The sequence below is a fragment of the Thioclava sp. ISO4 genome (assembly GCF_058105145.1).
The window spans coordinates 1,926,070-1,945,710 of the sequence record NZ_CM176571.1 but is presented as its reverse complement, the minus strand read 5'-3'; the positions used below and the strand labels follow the sequence as shown (position 1 = coordinate 1,945,710).

19 protein-coding genes are annotated in these 19,641 nt (G+C 66.4%); 5 read left to right on the top strand and 14 right to left on the bottom strand.

Annotation, left to right across the window (positions count from 1 at the left end; genetic code table 11):
• Positions 1-4 precede the first annotated feature (4 nt).
• The 10 genes from AC2TZ7_RS09615 to AC2TZ7_RS09570 all read right to left on the bottom strand — a co-directional run bounded on the left by AC2TZ7_RS09615 (position 5) and on the right by AC2TZ7_RS09570 (position 9,314).
• Positions 5-529, bottom strand: a complete 525-nt coding sequence (locus tag AC2TZ7_RS09615; RefSeq protein ID WP_075774728.1) for a NuoB/complex I 20 kDa subunit family protein — start codon at positions 527-529, stop codon at positions 5-7.
• Positions 529-894, bottom strand: coding sequence for an NADH-quinone oxidoreductase subunit A (locus tag AC2TZ7_RS09610; protein WP_078519432.1), 366 nt, complete (start codon positions 892-894; stop codon positions 529-531). The genes AC2TZ7_RS09615 and AC2TZ7_RS09610 overlap by 1 nt, the downstream gene beginning before the upstream one ends.
• 297 nt (positions 895-1,191) lie before the next feature.
• Positions 1,192-1,974 (bottom strand): crotonase/enoyl-CoA hydratase family protein, encoded by a 783-nt coding sequence (locus tag AC2TZ7_RS09605; RefSeq protein WP_274962648.1) that lies wholly within the window; start codon positions 1,972-1,974, stop codon positions 1,192-1,194.
• Positions 1,967-2,830: a hydroxymethylglutaryl-CoA lyase gene (locus AC2TZ7_RS09600; protein WP_489866735.1), complete on the bottom strand. Its 864-nt coding sequence runs from the start codon at positions 2,828-2,830 to the stop codon at positions 1,967-1,969. The genes AC2TZ7_RS09605 and AC2TZ7_RS09600 overlap by 8 nt, the downstream gene beginning before the upstream one ends.
• Positions 2,823-3,491: a glutathione S-transferase family protein gene (locus AC2TZ7_RS09595; RefSeq protein WP_489866734.1), complete on the bottom strand. Its 669-nt coding sequence runs from the start codon at positions 3,489-3,491 to the stop codon at positions 2,823-2,825. Before AC2TZ7_RS09595 ends, AC2TZ7_RS09600 begins: the two co-directional genes overlap by 8 nt.
• On the bottom strand, positions 3,488-5,404 hold the full coding sequence (locus AC2TZ7_RS09590; protein WP_489866733.1) for an acetyl/propionyl/methylcrotonyl-CoA carboxylase subunit alpha: 1,917 nt from the start codon (positions 5,402-5,404) through the stop codon (positions 3,488-3,490). Before AC2TZ7_RS09590 ends, AC2TZ7_RS09595 begins: the two co-directional genes overlap by 4 nt.
• A 130-nt stretch (positions 5,405-5,534) precedes the next feature.
• Positions 5,535-7,139, bottom strand: coding sequence for a carboxyl transferase domain-containing protein (locus AC2TZ7_RS09585; RefSeq protein ID WP_489866732.1), 1,605 nt, complete (start codon positions 7,137-7,139; stop codon positions 5,535-5,537).
• On the bottom strand, positions 7,136-7,600 hold the full coding sequence (locus AC2TZ7_RS09580) for a lysozyme inhibitor LprI family protein (RefSeq protein ID WP_489866731.1): 465 nt from the start codon (positions 7,598-7,600) through the stop codon (positions 7,136-7,138). The genes AC2TZ7_RS09585 and AC2TZ7_RS09580 overlap by 4 nt, the downstream gene beginning before the upstream one ends.
• Positions 7,601-7,647: 47 nt before the next feature.
• The gene (locus AC2TZ7_RS09575) at positions 7,648-8,154 is read right to left on the bottom strand and encodes a lysozyme inhibitor LprI family protein (protein WP_489866730.1); all 507 of its coding nucleotides are present in this window, start codon (positions 8,152-8,154) and stop codon (positions 7,648-7,650) included.
• The gene (locus tag AC2TZ7_RS09570; protein WP_098410551.1) at positions 8,154-9,314 is read right to left on the bottom strand and encodes an isovaleryl-CoA dehydrogenase; all 1,161 of its coding nucleotides are present in this window, start codon (positions 9,312-9,314) and stop codon (positions 8,154-8,156) included. The genes AC2TZ7_RS09575 and AC2TZ7_RS09570 overlap by 1 nt, the downstream gene beginning before the upstream one ends.
• A gap of 190 nt (positions 9,315-9,504) precedes the next feature.
• Here AC2TZ7_RS09570 and AC2TZ7_RS09565 point away from each other — a divergent pair, with 190 nt between their 5' ends.
• A complete protein-coding gene (locus AC2TZ7_RS09565; RefSeq protein WP_489866729.1) occupies positions 9,505-10,746 on the top strand; it encodes an FAD-dependent oxidoreductase in 1,242 nt (413 codons plus the stop codon).
• A gap of 25 nt (positions 10,747-10,771) precedes the next feature.
• Complete coding sequence (locus tag AC2TZ7_RS09560) at positions 10,772-11,695, top strand: ornithine cyclodeaminase family protein (RefSeq protein ID WP_489866728.1); 924 nt, start codon at positions 10,772-10,774, stop codon at positions 11,693-11,695.
• Between the two features lie 3 nt (positions 11,696-11,698).
• Here AC2TZ7_RS09560 and AC2TZ7_RS09555 read toward each other — a convergent pair whose 3' ends face one another.
• From AC2TZ7_RS09555 to AC2TZ7_RS09545, 3 genes are read right to left on the bottom strand one after another with little or no spacing between them, the layout of a single operon-like run.
• Complete coding sequence (locus tag AC2TZ7_RS09555) at positions 11,699-12,877, bottom strand: DegT/DnrJ/EryC1/StrS family aminotransferase (RefSeq protein ID WP_489866727.1); 1,179 nt, start codon at positions 12,875-12,877, stop codon at positions 11,699-11,701.
• Positions 12,877-14,100, bottom strand: coding sequence for a TCR/Tet family MFS transporter (locus AC2TZ7_RS09550; RefSeq protein ID WP_489866726.1), 1,224 nt, complete (start codon positions 14,098-14,100; stop codon positions 12,877-12,879). The genes AC2TZ7_RS09555 and AC2TZ7_RS09550 overlap by 1 nt, the downstream gene beginning before the upstream one ends.
• A gap of 58 nt (positions 14,101-14,158) precedes the next feature.
• A complete protein-coding gene (locus tag AC2TZ7_RS09545) occupies positions 14,159-14,830 on the bottom strand; it encodes an HAD-IA family hydrolase (protein ID WP_489866725.1) in 672 nt (223 codons plus the stop codon).
• A 107-nt stretch (positions 14,831-14,937) separates the two neighbouring features.
• On the opposite strand from AC2TZ7_RS09545, the gene glmU reads away from it, so the two are divergent.
• The 3 genes from glmU to AC2TZ7_RS09530 are packed head-to-tail and all read left to right on the top strand — an operon-like array spanning position 14,938 to position 18,950.
• Positions 14,938-16,284 (top strand): bifunctional UDP-N-acetylglucosamine diphosphorylase/glucosamine-1-phosphate N-acetyltransferase GlmU, encoded by a 1,347-nt coding sequence (gene glmU / locus AC2TZ7_RS09540; RefSeq protein WP_489866724.1) that lies wholly within the window; start codon positions 14,938-14,940, stop codon positions 16,282-16,284.
• 3 nt (positions 16,285-16,287) lie between these two features.
• Positions 16,288-18,102, top strand: a complete 1,815-nt coding sequence (gene glmS / locus AC2TZ7_RS09535; RefSeq protein ID WP_489866723.1) for a glutamine--fructose-6-phosphate transaminase (isomerizing) — start codon at positions 16,288-16,290, stop codon at positions 18,100-18,102.
• On the top strand, positions 18,099-18,950 hold the full coding sequence (locus tag AC2TZ7_RS09530; RefSeq protein ID WP_078570236.1) for a DNA alkylation repair protein: 852 nt from the start codon (positions 18,099-18,101) through the stop codon (positions 18,948-18,950). The genes glmS and AC2TZ7_RS09530 overlap by 4 nt, the downstream gene beginning before the upstream one ends.
• Here AC2TZ7_RS09530 and AC2TZ7_RS09525 read toward each other — a convergent pair.
• Positions 18,945-19,634 (bottom strand): D-lyxose/D-mannose family sugar isomerase, encoded by a 690-nt coding sequence (locus tag AC2TZ7_RS09525; protein ID WP_489866722.1) that lies wholly within the window; start codon positions 19,632-19,634, stop codon positions 18,945-18,947. The two genes, AC2TZ7_RS09530 and AC2TZ7_RS09525, sit on opposite strands and share 6 nt — an antisense overlap.
• Positions 19,635-19,641: the final 7 nt, after the last annotated feature.

Genomic DNA, 19,641 nt, shown 5'->3' with positions numbered 1-19,641 from the left:
CTCCTCAGCGCACCAGCGTGCCGGTGCGGCGGATTTTGCGTTGCAGCTGAAGGATGCCGTAAAGCAGCGCCTCCGCCGTGGGCGGGCAGCCCGGAACGTAGATATCGACCGGCACGACGCGGTCGCAGCCGCGCACCACCGAATAGCTGTAGTGGTAATAGCCACCGCCATTCGCGCAGGAACCCATCGAGATCACGTAGCGCGGCTCGGGCATCTGGTCGTAGACCTTGCGCAGAGCGGGCGCCATCTTGTTGGTCAGGGTGCCGGCGACGATCATCAGGTCGGACTGTCGCGGGCTTGCGCGCGGCGCGGTGCCGAAGCGCTCGAGGTCGTAGCGCGGCATCGAGACCTGCATCATCTCGACGGCGCAGCAGGCGAGGCCGAAGGTCATCCAGTGCAGCGAACCGTTGCGCGCCCAGTTGATGATGTCTTCGGTGGAAGTCAGCAGGAAGCCTTTGTCCTGCAGTTCCTTGTTCAGTGTCTGCGTCGCGACTTCGCGATCCGCACCGGCGGTATTGGCAGAGGTCATCACGCCCATTCCAGCGCCCCTTTCTTCCACTCATATGCGAATCCTACGGTCAGAACCGTCAGGAAGACCATCATCGACCAGAATCCGACCATGGAAAGCTGACCGAAGGCCACCGCCCAAGGGAAGAGGAAGGCCACTTCGAGATCGAAAATGATGAAGAGGATGGAAACGAGGTAGAAACGAACGTCGAACTTCATCCGGGCATCGTCGAAGGCGTTGAAGCCGCATTCGTAGGCCGACACCTTCTCAGGGTCGGGATTGCGGACCGCCACCACTGCCGCGGCGAGCATGAGCACAAGGCCCAACACGATCGCCATGGCGAGAAAGATGAGGATGGGAAGATATTCGCGCAGCATGTCATGCATGGGCTTGGCTCCCTAACATCGCGACGACTTGTCGCGCAGGTTCTGGCTAGGCGAGCAATAGCCTTGCGCCCCATTGGGGTCAACCGAGAGCAGGCCGGAAAATCATGCAAATGCGGGCCACGGGCGCTTTTTGCATACGAATGTATGCGAAATTTTCGTGCTCCGAATGGCGCTCAGAGCCTGCCCGTGTTGGACTGCGCCGCTTTTGCCGCAGCGCAGCCTTTGATCAAACTTAACGGTGGTTTGAATTTTCGGAATATTCGCCCTGCGCGGTGCGGGGCGCTGCGTAAGGCTGCCTTAAGCTTTCCATGCCGGATCGCGCTTCTCGAAAAACGCGGTGATTCCTTCATCCGACTCGGCGGATTCCCAGCGAGTCACCAACGCCTCGATCGTCATGTCGATCACGCTCTCGTCGATCCGCGGCCCCAGCGCGCGGACCAGGGCCTTGGCCTCGCCCACCGCCCCCGGCGCGCAGGCGAGATAGGGCTCAGCCTCGGCCATCACGGCGCGCTCCAGCACCTCGGGCAGGACCACCTTGGCCAGCAATCCGAGATCACGCGCCTCGGCGGCCTCGAAGATCCGCGAGGACATGAAGACGCGGCGTGCCCGCGCCTCGCCCATGCGCGCGACGACATAAGGAGAGATCGTCGCGGGCGTCAGGCCCAGCCGCGTTTCGGTCAGCCCGAATTTCGCGCCCTCGACGCCGATGGCCACGTCACAGACCGACATCATGCCGATGCCGCCGCCGAAGGCGTTGCCCTGCACCGCGCCGATCACCGGCTTCGGGCAGGTGTTGAGCGCCTGCAGCATCCCCGCGAGCTTGCGCGCCGCCGCCGCACGCTCTTTCGCGCCCGCCGCGATCTGGCTCTGCATCCATTTCAGATCGCCACCCGCGCAGAAGCTGCGCCCTTCGGCGGCGAGGATCACCACGCGCACGGCGTCGTCCGAGCCAAGCTGGCCGATCGCCGCGGTGATTTCCTCCATCATCTGCTCGGAGAGCGCGTTATGCTTCTCCGAACGCGCCAGCGTGAGCCGCGCGATGCCACGCGCATCGGTCTCGGTCTTGATCGTCTCAAACATCGCCCTGCCCTTTCATCTTCTTCGCCATCGCGGCGGCCTCGGCCAGAACAGCCGTATCCAGCCCGGTCTCGTAGCCCAGAGCCGCGAGACGCGCCTGCACCGCTTCGGTCGCAACATTGCCAGCCGCGCCGGGCGCATAGGGACAACCGCCCAGACCGCCGACGCAGGCGTCGAATACCCGCAGGCCCATCGCCAGCGAGGCTTCGATATTCTCCAGCGCCCGCCCGGAGGTGTCGTGGAAATGCCCGGCGAGCTTTTCCGCCGGGACCTCTTCCAACACCGCGCGCAACATCGCCGTCACGCTTTCGGGCGTGCCCTGCCCGATCGTGTCGCCGAGGCTGATCTCGTAACAGCCCATGTCGCGCAGTTGCGCTGCGACCCGGGCCACGTTCTTCGGCGGCGTTTTCCCGTCGAAGGGGCAATCCGTGACGACAGAGATGTAGCCGCGGACTTTCATATTATCGACTTTCGCAGCCTCCATGATCGGCGCGAACCGCTCCAGGCTTTCACTGATCGAACAATTGAGGTTCGCGCGCGAAAATCCCTCGGAGGCAGAGGCGAAGATCGAAACCTCATCGACCTTGGCCGCTTTCGCCGCCTCATAGCCCTTCATGTTCGGCGTCAGCGCCGCGTAGGAAATACCGGGGCGGCGCGCGATCCCGGCGAAGACCTCCGCCGAGTCGGCCATTTGCGGCACCCATTTCGGGCTGACGAAAGACCCCACCTCGATCCGGCGGAACCCGGCCCGGCTCAGGCAATCGACCAGCGCGATCTTGTCGGAAAGCGCGATCTGCCGTTTCTCGTTCTGCAGCCCGTCACGCGGGGCCATCTCGAAGATTTCGACACTCTCAGCCATTGGTTTGCTCCATCGGGGGCAGCTCGTAGAAATCCTGCGCATACATGCTCGCCCCGCCCTTCGCGACCGCGCGCTGATAGGCGGGCCGCGCCTCGATCCGGTCGCGATAGGCAGAGATGTTCGGGAAGCCCTCGCGCGGCACGAAGCGGAACATCGCGTCGATATTGAACCCCATCATGCAGTCGGCCGCCGAGAACGTCCCGATCAGCCAATCGCGCCCGGCCAGATGCGCCTCGAGCGCCTTCATCGTCACGCCGAGCCGCTTCGTCTCGAGCGCCATCATCGCGGGCGAGCGCGCCTCGGGCGGACGCAGGAAGATATGCTGAATGTTAAGGCTTTGCAGGATGTTGCCCTGCGTCTCCGCGAAATGCACCCATTCGAGGAAATCCGCGCGGGTGGGCTCTCCCGGAACCGGGGCCAGCCCTGTCTCGGGCCGGGTCTCGGTCAGGTATTCGATGATCGCGCCGCTCTCGAAGATCGACCGCCCGTCGATCTCCAGCGCCGGGATGCGCCCGGCGGGCGAGAGTTCGCGAAACTCCGGGCTGCGCAGCGAGCCATCGGTGAGCGACCATGTCTGAAGCTCGTAATCGAGCCCCATCTCCTCCAGCAGCCACAGCACCCGCATCGAGCGCGCGCCGGGGATGTGATGCAGTCGGATCATGCCTCGTCCTCCAGCCGGATGAGCGCAGCGCCCGCTTCGACCTGTGCGCCCTCAGTCACCAGCACCTCGGCCACCACACCGTCGCGGGCTGCGCGCATCGTGTGTTCCATCTTCATCGCTTCCATGATGGCAAGCCGATCACCCGCCGCCACCGTGTCGCCGGCAGAGACGAAGACCGCCTTCACCAGCCCCGGCATCGGCGCCAGCGTCAGATCGGAGGCGTCGGCATCCGCCCCGCGCGCCAGCGGGTCGGGGATGTCGAAGCGATGCGCGCCATGCAGGAAGATGGTGATCGCCCCGTCCGACTGCGCCATCCGCGCGCCGGTCTTCGCACCATTCACCCGCCAGCCATCCTCGGCCAGCTCGCACGTATGAGCCTCCTCGCCCAACTCGACCGTGACTTGGCCCGGCCCATGCACCCGGATCGCGGCCTCTTCCTCGAAGGGCACGGCGCGGCGCGGCGACTGCCAGAGGCTGAAGCCGCTCGCATCGCCGTCCCAGAGCCCGGCAGCGGCGATCACGGCGAGCGCTTTCGCGGCAACCGGCGTCTCGGTCGGGGCGGCGAGCGCGTCGATCTCGCGCCCGATCAGCCCGGTATCGACCTTGCCCTGCGCGAAGCCCTCGTGCCGCGCGAGCCGCGCGAGGAAGGCGAGGTTGGTCACCGTGCCCGCCACTTCCGTCTCTTCCAAGGCACGTGCGAGTTGCCCCAGCGCGGTCGCCCGCGTCGGCCCATGGGTGATGACCTTGGCGATCATCGGATCGTACCACGGGCTGATCGTGTCGCCCGTGCGCACCCCGGTATCGGCACGGCACCCATCGGCAAAGCGCAGATGCGAGAGCGTCCCCGTCGCAGGCAGGAAGCCCGCGGGCACGTCCTCGGCATAAAGCCGGGCCTCGAACGCATGGCCGGTGATGCTCAGATCGCCTTGGGCGCAGGGCAGCGGCTCACCGCTCGCCACCCGCAATTGCCACTCGACCAGATCGACCCCGGTGATCGCTTCGGTCACGGGATGCTCGACCTGCAGGCGGGTGTTCATCTCCATGAACCAGAACCGATCCGGGCGCAGCCCGTCCGAGCCGTCCACGATGAACTCCACCGTGCCCGCGCCCTTATAGCCGATCGCTTCCGCCGCGCGGGTGGCCGCCTGCCCCATCGCGTCGCGCATCTCGGGCGTCATGCCCGGCGCCGGGGCCTCTTCGATCACCTTCTGGTGGCGGCGCTGGAGCGAACAGTCGCGCTCGAACAGATGCACCGCTTCCTCGCCATCGCCGAAGACCTGCACTTCGATATGGCGCGGCGAGCCGATGAATTTCTCGATCAGCACGGCGGGATTGCCAAAGGCGGTCTGCGCCTCGCCCTGCGCGGAAGCCAGTGCATCCGCGAAGTCGGACGGCGCCTCGACCAGCCGCATCCCCTTGCCGCCGCCGCCCGCGACCGCCTTGATCAGCACCGGGTAGCCGATCGTGTCGGCCGCGCCCGCGAGATGCTCGGGGTCCTGATTGTCGCCGTGATAGCCCGGCACGACGGGCACGCCCGCCTTTTCCATCAGCGCCTTGGCCGCGTCCTTGAGCCCCATCGCGCGGATCGCCTTGGCCGAGGGGCCGATGAAGACCAGCCCCGCCGCCTCGACGGCGTCCACGAAATCGGGGTTCTCCGAGAGGAACCCATAGCCCGGATGGATCGCCTGCGCGCCGGTCTGTTTGGCCGCGTCGATGATCGCATCACCGCGCAGATAGCTGTCTTTGGGCGCGGGGCCGCCAATGGCCACCGCCTCGTCGGCCATCGCCACATGGCGCGCCTCGCTGTCGGCTTCGGAATAGACGGCAACGGTCGCCAGGCCCAGTTTGCGTGCGGTCTCGATAACGCGGCAGGCGATCTCCCCGCGATTGGCGATCAGGATCTTGGAAAACATGTCGGTCTCCCCTTTGAGAGCGTCGGAGGGGGCGCTGCCCCCGCTCCTGCGGAGCCCCCCGGGATATTTCGGCCAAGTCGAAAGTTTGCGTTTCGCCTTGGTCCAAATATCCCCGCCGGAGGCATGAAAGTTACATCCGGAACAGGCCGAAGCGGGTCGGCTCGATCGGAGCGTTGAGCGCGGCGGAGAGCGAGAGCGCCAGCACGTCGCGAGATTTGCGCGGATCGATGATGCCGTCATCCCAGAGCCGCGCCGAGGCGTAGAGCGGGTGCGACTGGCGCTCGAACATCTCGATGGTGGGGCGCTTGAACTCGGCCTCTTCTTCCGCCGACCACTGCCCCCCCTTGCGCTCGATCCCGTCGCGTTTGACGGTGGCGAGCACGCCTGCGGCCTGTTCGCCGCCCATCACGGAGATCCGCGAGTTAGGCCAGGTCCAGAGGAAGCGCGGGGAATAGGCGCGCCCCGCCATGCCGTAATTGCCCGCCCCGAAGGAGCCGCCGACCAGCATCGTGATCTTCGGCACCGAGGTGGTGGCGACGGCGGTGACCATCTTCGCGCCATGACGCGCGATGCCCTCGTTTTCATATTTGCGCCCGACCATGAAGCCGGTGATGTTCTGCAGGAAGACCAGCGGGATCGAGCGCTGCGAGCACAGCTCGATGAAATGCGCGGCCTTCTGGGCCGCTTCCGAGAACAGCACGCCGTTATTGGCGACGATGCCGACGGGGCAGCCTTTCACATGGGCGAAGCCGGTGACGATCGTCTCGCCGAAGCGCGGCTTGAACTCGTCGAAGCGCGAGCCGTCCACGAGACGCGCGATGACCTCGCGGATGTCATAGGGGGTGCGCAGGTCCGCCGGGACGACGCCGAGGATTTCCTCGGGGTCGTAGGCGGGCTCCTCGGGCGATTGCCAGTTCACCGTCGAAGGTTTCGTGCAGTTGAGATTACCGACCGCGCGGCGCGCCAGCGCCAGCGCATGGGCGTCGTCTTCAGCCAGATAATCGGCCACGCCGGAGAGGCGCGTATGCACATCGCCGCCGCCGAGGTCTTCAGCGGTGACCACCTCGCCCGTCGCGGCCTTCACCAGAGGCGGGCCCGCGAGGAAGATCGTGCCCTGCTCCTTCACGATGATCGTCACATCCGACATCGCGGGCACATAGGCGCCACCTGCCGTACACGACCCCATCACCACGGCGATCTGGGCAATGCCCTTCGCGGACATCCGGGCCTGATTGTAGAAGATGCGCCCGAAATGGTCGCGATCGGGGAAGACCTCGTCCTGATTGGGCAGGTTCGCGCCGCCCGAGTCGACGAGGTAGATGCAGGGGAGATGGTTTTCCTCGGCGATTTCCTGTGCGCGCAGGTGCTTCTTCACCGTCAGCGGGTAATAGGTGCCGCCCTTCACGGTGGCGTCGTTGGCGACCACCATGACCTCTTGGCCCTGCACCCGGCCGATCCCGGCGATCACGCCCGCACAGGGCGCGGCATTGCCATACATGTCATGCGCCGCCGTCGCGCCGATTTCCAGAAACGGCGAGCCGGGATCCAGGAGCCCCGCCACCCGTTCGCGCGGCGCCATCTTGCCGCGCGACAGGTGCCGCTCCAGCGCGGCGGGGCCGCCGCCTGCGGCGGCCTGCGCGGCCGCGTTTTCGATCTGCGACAGCGCGTCGAGATGCGCCTTGCGATTGGCCTGAAAGTCCTCCGACGAGGTCAGGGCCTGCGATAACAGTTTCATTCCATCCTCCCCAAATCGCGCAGTTCCAGCGCGCGTTGCGCCGTACGCTCGAGGTAGCATTGCGACGCCACGACCGTGCGGATCGTGCCGTCCTTCCAAATCTCGTAGAGCAGCCCGCAATCGGCGTCGCGATACTGTCCCCACGCGCTTTGCGCATCGAGCAGCTTGTTGGCGAGTTCCGTGCCGCCCTGCTCCAGCAGACGGGCGCGCGCCGCCTTGTATTGCGACTTCGCGATATCGTCCCAGACCTGCGCCTCGCCTTGCAGGCAAGCCGAGATGCCGAGTGTCGTATCGCCGCCCGGCTGACCCTGACAGGCGGCGGCCGCCTCGCCGATACAGGCGGGATGGGTATCCTTCGCCCCGTCGAAACAGGCGCGCACCGCGTCCGGATCGACGCTCGGCTCCTGCGCCAAGGCGGGCGCGGCGAGCAGGAGACCGCCCAGCAACCATGCCAATTTCATCGCGCGTTTCCTTTTCTCAGAGCGCCCGTGAAGGCGGAGTGTCCGTGTCATGGGCGCGCCTCGCCAGCCAGCGATCCGGCCCAGTCCTGCAGTTCGATCGCATGTTCCGCGGTCTTGCGCATCAGGCAGCGCGCCTCCTCCGCCCCTGCGCCCTCGCCCTTCAGCGCGGCCCCATAAGCGCAGGCGCCATCGCGGTAGCGCGCCCAGGCGGCTTCCGCCTCACCCAGCTGCGCGCCTTGCAATCCCGACGGTGACTTGCCCGCCACGATTTGCGCCGCGTCACTGGCCGCCGCCGCCCGGCGCAAGCTGTCGAGGGCTGTCGCCGCCCGGTCGGACCAGAGGGCGCGCTCGGCATCATAGCAGGCGCGGCGGTCGGTGACGCTTGCATCACCGCCGATGCAGTGCTCCGCCGCTTTGCCGATGCAGGACGCAGGGTCGTCGGCACTCGACAGGCAGCTCTCCAACGGGGCCGGATCGAAATCCGCCCCTGTCCCTTGGGCCTGCGCCGCCAGAGGCGCTGCAAGCCCGATCAGGAGGAGAGCGCCCGCCCGCATCAGACGGCTCCCATGATCTCGCGACCGATGAGCATCCGGCGGATTTCCGAGGTGCCCGCGCCGATCTCCATCAGCTTCGCGTCCCGGAACAGGCGCGAGACGTTGGAGTCGTTGAGGAACCCGGCGCCGCCAAGGGCCTGCACCGCCTGATGCGCCTGCACCATCGCCTGCTCGGACGCATAAAGCACGGTGGCCGCCGCATCCTGACGCGTCACGGCGCCACGATCACAGGCCTTCGCGACCTCGTAAGTGTAGGCGCGCGCGGTGTTCATCGCGACATACATATCGGCAATCTTGCCCTGCATGAGCTGGAAATTCCCGATCGGCTGGCCGAACTGCTCGCGCTCCTTGCAATAGGGCACGACCTCGTCGAGGCAGGCCATCATGATACCGGTGCCGATGCCCGAAAGCACCACGCGCTCGTAATCGAGGCCCGACATCAGGACGCGCACGCCGCGCCCCTCTTCGCCCAGCACGTTCTCGAAGGGCACTTCGCAATCCTCGAAGAACAGCTGCGCCGTGTTCGAGCCGCGCATGCCGAGCTTGTCGAAATGCTTGGAGGTCGAGAAACCCTTGAAATCCTTCTCGACGATGAAGGCGGTGATGCCCTTGGAGCCCGCCTCCGGGTCGGTCTTGGCATAGACCACGAGCGTATCGGCATCGGGGCCGTTGGTGATCCAGTATTTATGGCCGTTCAGCACGTAATAGCCGTTACGCTTCTCGGCTTTGAGCTTCATACCCACCACGTCGGACCCCGCGCCGGATTCCGACATTGCCAGCGCACCGACGGACTCGCCCGAGATCAGCCCGGGCAGGTATTTCTTCTTCTGCGCGTCCGACCCGTTCAGCTTGATCTGGTTCACGCAGAGGTTGGAATGCGCGCCGTAGCTGAGCGCAATCGAGGCCGAAGCCCGCGCGATTTCCTCGGTGGCCACGACATGGGCGAGATAGCCCATCCCCGCCCCGCCATATTCTTCCGACACGGTGATCCCGAGCAGGCCAAGCTCGCCCATCTCGGTCCAAAGCTCGTTCGGAAACTCATTATCCAGATCGGTTTTGGCCGCGATCGGGGCCACACGCTCGGACGCCCAACGGCGCACCATATCGCGCAGTGCGGCGATATCCTCGCCCAGATCGAACTCCATCGAACCTGCGAACATCGGATCTCCTCCCCCGGTTTATTGAACGCACGTTCATTTATGCGCAATTGCCGAGTCGGGTCAAGGCCCGTGGCCCGGCCCGCGCCCGGATGGACGCAGCGGCACGGGGCCACACGGCGCAGGGGCTGGTCACTTGCGGCGATTGCCGCCACAAAGAGGCCTGAGAGCTTGGAAACCGACGGGAGCGAAGATGGGCCAGCCACGTCATATCGTGATCGGAGCGGGGATCGTGGGCACGATGACCGCATGGGCGCTGGCTCGCCGGGGGCTGGACGTGACGGTGATCGACCGCCTGCCCGGCCCGGCGGAGCTGTGTTCGCGCGCGAATGCCGGGATCGTCTCGATCGGCCATGCGAGCGCCTGGGCGGGGCCGGATGCCTTGCCGCAACTGCTGCGCGCGATGGCGGGGCGCAATCCCGGCGTGAAGCTGACCGCGCCCTTCGATCCGGCGCTGTGGCGCTGGGGGACGACTTTCCTGCGCAACTGCACCGGGGCCGCGCAGGCGCGCAATACCGCGCGGATGATGCGGCTGGCCGAGACCGCCCGCGCCGCCCTGCCCGAGATGGCGCAGGAGCTCGGACTGGAGGCGCTCATCCGCTTCGAGGGCGGGCTGTATCTCTATAACGCCGCGGCCGAAATCGACTCGCATGACGACGGGCGACTGACGCGGATCGGCCCGGACTGGCTGGCCGAGAACGATCCGCTGCTCGCCGAGGCGGGTTTCGCGGGCGGGTTCCTCTCGCCGATGGATGCTGCTGGCAATTGCCACGAGGTGACCCGCGCCGCCGCCAAGACCCTTACCGCCAAGCACGGCGTGCAGTTTCGCTACAACAGCGCGGTGACCGGGTTCACGCAGGCTCATGGCAAGATCACCGGGGTCAACCTCGCCGATGAGACGCTGCCTGCGGCGCAGGTGATCCTCGCCGCAGGGATCGAGACGCCCGATCTGGCGCGACCCTTAGGCTTTGCGCCGGATATCTACCCGGTGAAGGGCTATTCGGGGACATGGGAGGTGCGCGACCCAAACCGCCTGCCCCTCCATCCTTATATCGACGAGGCGACGATGCTGGCCGTGGCCTCTTACGGTGGTGTCTTGCGGGTGACCGCGATCGCCGAATTCGCCGGGCGCGACCGGACGCTGCGCGAGGATCGCACCAAGGTGCTGACCGATTATGTCGCCGCGCGCTTCGGCGATGCGGTGAGCGATGCGCCGCCCGTGCTGTGGACCGGGCTGCGGCCCTCGACCCCGCATGGCCCGCCCTTCCTTGGCCGGGTGAAGTCTTACGAAAATCTGTGGGTCAATGCGGGCCACGGCCAACTGGGCTGGACGCTTTCGGCGGGCTGCGGCGCGCTACTGGCCGATGCGATCACCGGGACCGCCAACGGGCCGCGCGAGGTGTCGGCCCCGGCGCGCTGGCTGGCGCCTCTGTGACGCCCGAGACAATGAAGGAGACGGCATGAGCCCGAAGATCATCCCCTATGACATCGCCGAGAAGCTGGACTGGCCGGGCGCAATCGCGGCGCTGCGCGCGGGCCATACGCGCCCGAAGGCGGAGCTGGGCGATACGTTTCTCGGGCCCTCTGACGCGGTGCTGCTGAGCCGCGCGGCCTATATTGCGGGGCTGGGCTACGGGGTGAAATCCTTCACCGTTTGCGACGGCAATGTGCAGGCGGGGCTGCCGACGGTGCAAGGCGCGATGGTGGTGTTCGAGCCCGAGCACGGCCAGCCCACCGCGATCGTCGATTGCCCGCTGGTGACCGAGTTCAAGACGGCCGCCGATTCCGTTCTGGGCGCGCAGCTTCTCGCCCGCCCGGACAGCCGTCGTCTGTTGATCGTGGGCGGGGGCCGGGTCGCGCGCTCGCTGATCGCGGCCTATGCGGCGGGCTTTCCGGGGCTGACGGAGATCACGCTCTGGACGCGCCGCCCCGAGCAGGCACAGGAACTGGCCGCTGGCCCCGCCCCCGAAGGTATCAGCCTGCGCGCAGTGAGCGATCTAGCCGAGGCGGTGGCGGAGGCCGATATCGTCAGCAGCGCCACGATGGCGCGCGCGCCGGTCCTGCAAGGCGCATGGGTAAAGCCCGGCACCCATGTCGATCTGATCGGGGCCTATAAGGCCGATATGCGCGAGGCCGACGATGCGCTGATCTCGACCGCGAGCCTCTTCGTCGACAGCCGCGACACCACGCTGGGTCATATCGGCGAGCTGCTGATCCCGATCCGCGAAGGGGTGATCACGCCCGAGGCGGTGAAGGCCGATCTCTACGATCTGATCGGCGGCGCGCGCGGGCGGGAAAGCGCCGAAGAGATCACGCTTTACAAGAATGGCGGCGGCGCGCATCTCGACCTGATGATCGCCGACTGGATCTCGCGCGCCGGGTGAAGGTCAGGCCTCGGCCTCTTCGCGCAGGATACGCGCGATCTGGGCGGCGTCATCGATCGAGAAGGTCAGCGGCAGGCGCAGATCCAGCAGCGTCGCCAGCACCGCATCGGTGCGCGGCAGGTTCTGCGCCTCGGCATAACGCCAACTGTCATGGCGCGAGGTGAAACCCGCAGGCTCATCCGCGCCGAACCATTTCAGCTCGACCCCGCGGGCCGCAGCCCGGGCAACGACATCCAGCATCTCGGGGGCGGAGCGTCCCGGCAGGCGGAACTGGAAGGACGAGCCGACATAGCTCTCGGCCTCGGGGCGCTCGATCAGCGCGATCCCCTCCGCCCCGGCAAGCCCGGCCTCGACCTCACGGTAAAGCGCATTCCAGCGCGCCACCCGATCCGCCAGCGTCGACAGCTGCGGACGCAGGATCGCGGCGCGCAGATGGTCCATCCGGCCCGAGACATTGGGCGTGTCGTATTTCAGCCCCTCGAACACCTCCGGGCCGGGCGCAGCGCGGTGCCGCTCATAAAGCATGTAGCTCCCCGACAGCAGGATCATCCGCGCCGCCAGCTCGGCATCGTCGGTGACGATCAGCCCGCCCTCGCCCGAATTCATGTGCTTGTAGGTCTGGGTCGAATAGCAGCCGATCGCGCCGTGCCGCCCCGAGTGAACCCCGGCCCATGTCGCCCCCATCGTATGGGCGCAATCCTCGATCACCGTCAGATCATGGGCGCGCGCGATCTCCATCAGCGCATCCATGTCGCAGATATGGCCGCGCATATGCGACAGCATCAGCACACGCGCCTGCGGGGCTTTCGCCGCCAGATCGTCGAGATCGATGGTCAGCTGGTCGGTGACCTCTACCAGCACGGGCTTGCCTCCGACCGCCGCGATGGCGCCGGGCACGGGGGCGAGCGTGAAGGCATTGGTCAGCACCGGATCGCCCGGGCCGACGCCCACCGCGCGCAGCGCGCAGCCCAAGGCATAGCCGCCCGAGGCCACCGCAAGGCAATAGGGCGCGCCGGTCAACCCGGCGAATTCTTCTTCCAGCAGCGCCACCTCGCCCGGCTCTGCGGGCAGCGTGTTGTAGCGATGCAGGCGGCCCGAGCGCATCACCTCGACGGCGCGTTCAATCGCGTCTTCGGGGATCGGCTCCTGCTGGGTGAAATTGCCTTTGAAAACGTCGGACATCACTCAACCTTTCTTGCACGCACGAACAGCGCCAATGCCACTAGCAGGATCACCGAGGCCACATAAAAGGCCATGTCCGGCGTGCGGATCGGGGCGTTCTCGGCGAGGAATATCCCGAACACTTGGGTGAAGAACAAGGTGCCCGCCAGCATCGCGAGGTTCATCAGCGCGGATATGCCACCCTGCAGCGCACCTTGGGCGTCCTCGGGCACCGCGTTGGACATCAGCGAGGCGATCATCGGATGCACCAGCCCCTCGATCCCGGTGATCAAGAGGACGATCAGCACCATCACGAGCGAGGTCGAGAGCCCCAGCGCGATGGTCATGCCGATCCCGACGATCAGCCCGATCACCACAACCCGCGCCTCGCCCAGACGGGACGCGAGCGGCCCCGCCAGCCCGCCCTGAAAGATCGCCGCGACGACCCCATAGCCTGCGAGCGTCAGCCCCACCGTCCCCTCGGACCAGCCGAATTTCGCCATCCCCCAATAGGGCCAGATCGCGGGATAGACGGCGGAGGCGAACAGATAGACGCCAAGGGCGGTGCCCATCGGCAGCACGCCCGGATAACGCGCGAAGACTTTCAGCGTGCCGAGAGGATTGCAGGCGCGCCAGTTCACCGGACGGCGCAGGCCCTGCGGCAGGCTTTCGGGCAGCACGATCAGCCCGTAGATCAGGTTCAGCCCCGACAGCGCGGCCGCCACGAAGAACGGCACGCGCGGGCCAAGCTCGCCCAGAAACCCGCCAAGCGCAGGCCCCGCGATGAAGCCGAAGCCGAAAGCCGCCCCGATCAGGCCGAAAGCGCGGGCGCGCTCGGCCGGTGGGGTGATATCGGCGAGATAGGCGTTCGCGATGACATAGGACGCACCGCAGATGCCCGCGACGATCCGGCCCACGAAGAGCCAGAGCAGCGTCGGCGCGAAGGCGTGAAACAGGTAATCGACGCCCAGACCGCCGATCGCGAGCAGCAAAAGCGGGCGCCGTCCGAACCGATCCGAGAGATTGCCCATCAGCGGCGCGAACAGGAACTGCGCGAGACTGAAGGCCGCGAACATCCAGCCGCCGATCCGGCTCGCCTGCGCCAGATCGACATGGCCCACATCCGCGATCAGCGAAGGCAGCACCGGGATGATCAGGCCAAACCCCACCATGTCGAGAAACACCGCGATCAGAACGAAGGCGGTGGCGTGAAAGCGCGAAGGACCGATGGGCGCTGCGGTCATGGCCGTCGGTGGGCGCGTCTGAGGGGTGGTTCGGGGCGGCGCAGCCCCGCCGAGGCGATCACCCGAGCATCCGCGCGGCAAGCGCGGGCAGATCGTCGAAATGATCGAGCAGCGCCTCGGGGGCGAGCCGTTCGATGCCGCGCCCCTCCGGTCCGAAGGTCACCAGAACGCAGGGCACGCCAACGGCGCGCGCGGTCTCGCGATCGGTATTGGTGTCGCCCACCAGCAGCGAGGCTTCCAGCTTGCCCCCCGCCCGCTCGACCGCCGCGAGATAGGGATCGGGCGAAGGTTTGCGCAGCGGTAGCGTATCGGCGCCGATCAGCGCATCGAAAAGCGCAGTGATCCCGAGCCGGTCGATCAGATCACGCGCGAGACCTTCGGGTTTGTTGGTGCAGACAGCCGTCGCAAAGCCCTGATCGCGCAGCGTTTTCACAGCTTCCTCCGCGCCGGGATAAAGCCGCGTATGGCGGTCGATATTCTCGCCGTAATGCGCAAGCAGCGGGTGATAATCGGCCTCGACCAGCTCGGCGATCTCCGCCTCCGGCAGCCCCAGCCGCCCATAGCCGGTCTTGAGCATCGCGCTGCCGCCGTGGAAGGCGATCAGCGCGTCTCCCGCCGGATCGAGAAGCGGCGCATGACCGCGCGCCGTAAAGCAGGAATTTGCCGCCGCGATCAGGTCGGCGGAGGTATCCGCCAAGGTCCCGTCGAGGTCGAAAACGACTGTGCGCATTGCCTGTTGCTCCTTCCGTAACACCGCGAAAGGAAGCGTGAAGACGCACCACTTGCGGCAAGCAAGCCAATGGTTAAAACGGGGCCGAGCAGAAGAAAAGGTTTCTAATGGCGATTGCATTGATCACCCTCGCGGCGGGACAGGGCACCCGCATGAAATCCGACTTGCCGAAGGTGCTGCATCAGGTGGGCCGCGCGCCGCTGGTGGCGCATGCGCTGGCTGCCGGACGTGCGCTCGAACCCGAGACCGTGATCGTGGTCGCAGGCCACGGCGCCGACAAGGTGAAGAAAGCCGTCGCGAAGGTCGATCCCGAGGCGCAGATCGTGCTGCAGGAAGAACAGCTCGGCACCGGCCACGCGGTTGCACAGGCCCTGCCCGCGCTCGACGGGTTCGATGGCCGCGTGATCGTGCTTTACGGCGACACGCCCTTCATCCGCCCCGAGACGCTGGAGCGGCTGGCCGCGTCCGATGCGGCGGTGACCGTACTCGGTTTCGAGGCCGCCGATCCGGGCCGCTACGGGCGTTTGGTGGCGCAGGGCGACACGCTGGACCGGATCGTGGAATTCAAGGATGCTACGGATGAAGAACGCGCCATAACCCTCTGCAACTCCGGCGTTATCGCCTGCGACGCGGTGCTTCTGACCGAACTCGTCGCGGGGCTGTCGAACGAAAACGCGTCGCAGGAGTACTACCTCACCGATATCGTCGAAGCCGCGCGCAAGAAGGGCCTGACCGCGCAGGTCGTGACCTGTGACGAGGCCGAGACGCTGGGCATCAACACCCGTGCCGAGCTTGCCCGCGCCGAGGCCCTATTCCAGGAGCGGATGCGCGCCGAGGCGATGGAAAACGGCGTGACCATGGTGGAGCCCACCAGCGTCTGGTTCGCGCTCGACACCTATATCAGCCGCGATGTCGTGCTGGGCCCGAATGTCGTGTTCGGCCCCGATGTCACCATCGAATCCGGTGCGGTGATCGAGGCTTTCTGCCATCTCGAAGGCTGCCACATCTCGCGGGGCGCCACGATCGGCCCCTTCGCCCGTCTGCGCCCCGGCGCGGAACTCGCCGAGGACGTGCATATCGGCAATTTCGTCGAGGTGAAAAACGCGATCCTCGCCGAAGGTGTGAAAGTCGGCCATCTGACCTATCTGGGCGATGCCGATATCGGGGAGCATACGAATATCGGCGCGGGCACGGTGACCTGCAACTACGACGGGGTGATGAAGCATCGCACCACCATCGGCGCGAATGCGTTCATCGGCTCGGACACGATGCTTGTGGCCCCGGTGACGGTGGGCGACGGCGCGCTGACGGGCTCGGGATCGGTGATCTCGAAAGACGTCCCTGCCGAGGCGATCGCGATCGAGCGCTCCGAGCAGGTGAACCGTCCGGGCCTCGCTACGAAGCTATTTGCGAAACTGCGCGCGGAGAAAGCGCGTCGCATGAAGAAAGATTGATAAATGTGCGGAATTATTGGCGTTCTGGGGAAGCACGAGGTTTCCCCCTGGCTCGTTGAGAGCCTCAAGCGATTGGAATATCGCGGCTATGACAGTGCCGGGATCGCGACGGTAAATGCAGGCAAGCTGGACCGCCGCCGTGCGGTGGGCAAGCTGTGGAACCTGTCCGATCTGCTGGTGCACGAGCCGCTGCCGGGCAAGTCGGGCATCGGCCATACTCGCTGGGCGACCCATGGGGCCGCGACCCAAGGCAATGCGCATCCGCATCGCTCGGGCCCCGTCGCGGTCGTGCATAACGGCATCATCGAGAACTTTCGCGAGCTGCGGGCCGAGCTGGCCGAGGCCGGGATCACCCCGGAGACGCAGACGGATACCGAAACCGTCGCGCTGCTGACCCGGATGTTCATGGATCGCGGCATGGATGCGCGCGAGGCCGCCGTGGCGACGCTCGGCAAGCTCGAAGGCGCGTTCGCGCTGCTGTGGCTCTTCGACGGTGAGGACGATCTGCTGATCGCGGCGCGCAAGGGCTCGCCGCTCGCGATCGGGCATGGCGATGGCGAGATGTTCGTGGGGTCGGACGCGATTGCGCTCGCGCCGATGACCGACCGGATCACCTACCTCGAAGAGGGCGATTACGCCTTCGTCACCCGCGCAGGCGCCGAGATTTTCGACGCCGAGGGCCGCCGTGCGAACCGCGACGAGAGCCGCATCGATCTGGGTCAGGCGCAGGTCGAAAAAGGTGGCTACAAGCATTTCATGGCGAAGGAAATCGCCGAGCAGCCCGTCGTGCTGGCTGACGCTTTGCGACATTATCTGCCCGAAACCGGGCTGAATCTGCCCGCGGACTTGGACTTTTCCAACATCGACCGGATTATCCTGATCGCCTGCGGCACGGCGCATTATGCCTGCGCGGTGGCGAAATACTGGTTCGAGACCTTCGCCCGGATCCCGGTCGAGATCGACGTGGCCTCCGAATTCCGCTACCGCGAGCCGCCCCTGTCCGAGCGCAGCCTCGCGGTCTTCGTCAGCCAGTCGGGCGAGACCGCCGATACGCTGGCCGCGCTGCGCTATTGCTCCGAGCGCGTTGCGAAGACCGTGGCCGTGGTCAACGTGCCCACCTCCTCCATCGCGCGCGAAGCCGACATCATGTTGCCGATCTTCGCGGGCGTCGAGGTCGGCGTGGCCTCGACCAAGGCGTTCACCGCGCAGCTGCTGGTTCTGGCGGTGATGGCGCTGAAAGCGGGCCGCGACCGGGACGAGACCGACGGGCCGACGCTGGGCAGCCATGCCGATACGCTGCGCGCCCTGCCCGGCCTGCTCAATCAGGCGCTGTCGATTTCGGAGCCGATCGCGCATCTCGCAGAGCAACTCGCAGAGGCGCAGGACATCCTCTTCCTCGGGCGCGGCGCGATGTATCCGCTGGCGCTGGAAGGGGCACTGAAGCTCAAGGAAATCAGCTACATCCATGCCGAAGGTTATGCCTCGGGCGAGCTGAAGCACGGGCCGATTGCGCTGATCGACCGCACCGTGCCGGTGATCGTTATGGCGCCCTATGACAAGCTCTTCGACAAGACCGTGTCGAACATGCAGGAGGTGATGGCGCGCCACGGGATGGTGCTGCTGGTTTCCGATGCCAAGGGCATCAGTGCGGCGCAGGACGGCACCTGGGGTACGTTGCAAATGCCTGATATTGCGGAACCTTTCGCGCCGATCCTTTACGCGGTTCCGGCGCAGCTGCTAGCCTATCACACGGCGGTCGCGAAAGGCACCGACGTGGACCAGCCGCGCAACCTCGCCAAATCGGTGACGGTCGAATGAGCCGCAAGCGGGGCAAGAAACGCGTCGCCCGGCCGCGCGCGGCGGATTACGCGCCGCTCGACCCGGCGGAGGACGCCCGGCTGCGCGCAGAGGCCGAGGCCTATGCGGCCTCGGATGCGGAATATGAGGCCTTCGCCGAGGAAGAGGACGCCGACGCGCCGCTCGGGCCCCCGCCCACGCTGGAAGACGCGCTTTTCGCGCTGGAAAGCTGGGCGGATGCCGAGAAAGCCGCCGAGATGGCCGCTTATCACAAGGCGGAGCGGCGCTATCTGGGCATTGCCGTCCCCGCGATCGAGGACATGGTCGCGCTGTGGCGTGGCCAGCTCGACGTGCCGGGACGGGTCGAGCTCGCCCGCGGGCTTTGGGACAGCGACATTCACGAGGCGCGGATCGCGGCGGCCAAGCTGCTGACGCAGGCGCGGCTGCGCCCCGACGGTGCCGCATGGGACTTGATCGCGAGCTGGGTGCCGCAATTCGACGCCTGGGCGATTGCGGATCACGCGGCCAAGGCGGGCTCGAAGCGGCTTCAGGCCGAGCCCGCGCGGCTCGACGAGGTGGCGGACTGGGTGCGCTCGGATCACATGTGGACGCGGCGCGCGGCCTTCGTCTTCACCCTACCCTGGACCAAGCAACGCAATCCCAAGCCCGAGGACGAGGCGGTGCGCGACGAGGTTCTGGGCTGGGCCGCGCAACTGGCCGAGGATCGCGACTGGTTCATCCAGAAGGCCATCGCGTGGTGGCTGCGCGAGCTGAGCAAGAAAGACCCCGCCCGCGCACAGGCCTGGCTGGCCGAGCATGGCGAAAGGCTGAAGCCTTTCGCCCGCAAGGAAGCCAGTAAATACTTATGAATACAGGAACTTGTCGTAGTCGCTGACCAGCAGGTGGCGCGGCGCTTCGTCTTCCTCGATCTCGGAGAACCGCCCGATATCTTCGCGGAAGATATTGTCGGTATTGTCGTCGTTGACGGTCGAGACCTCGCCGATCAGAACGTCGCCGCCCTCGCCCCAGAAGGCATGCCAGTCACCGGGCCGCAGGGTCACGCTCTCGCCGGGGCGCAGGATCAGAACCTCGCCGGGCTCGTAATTGCGTGGGACGCCGTCGCACATCACCTGCCCGCCTGCGCTCTCGTCGAATTTGCCATCCGCGTCGGAGCCATAGAGCTCGATCGCGAGGTCAGCGCCGCCGCGATTGATGATGTCCTCGGCCTTGATGATATGGGTATGCATCGGGCTGATCTGGTCCTTGCGCGAGATCAGCAGCTTCTCGGCATAGGCCATCCCGTGGCCCGCCTGAAGATCGCGCAGATCGCCGTTGCGCAAGGTGAAGAGGAACAGACCCAGCTTGTCGAAATCGCCCTGCCCGTAATCGGTGATGTCCCAGCCCATCGCGGCGTCCACGATGCGCTGTGCCTGCGGCAGGCGCGCCTTGAACTCGGCGGGGCTCCACCATGCGAAGGGCGGCAGGCGGAAGCCGAATTCCTGGATCATTTCCTCGGCCGCGGCCATGATTTCGTTCACGCGCGAGCGTTTCATCTGTCTC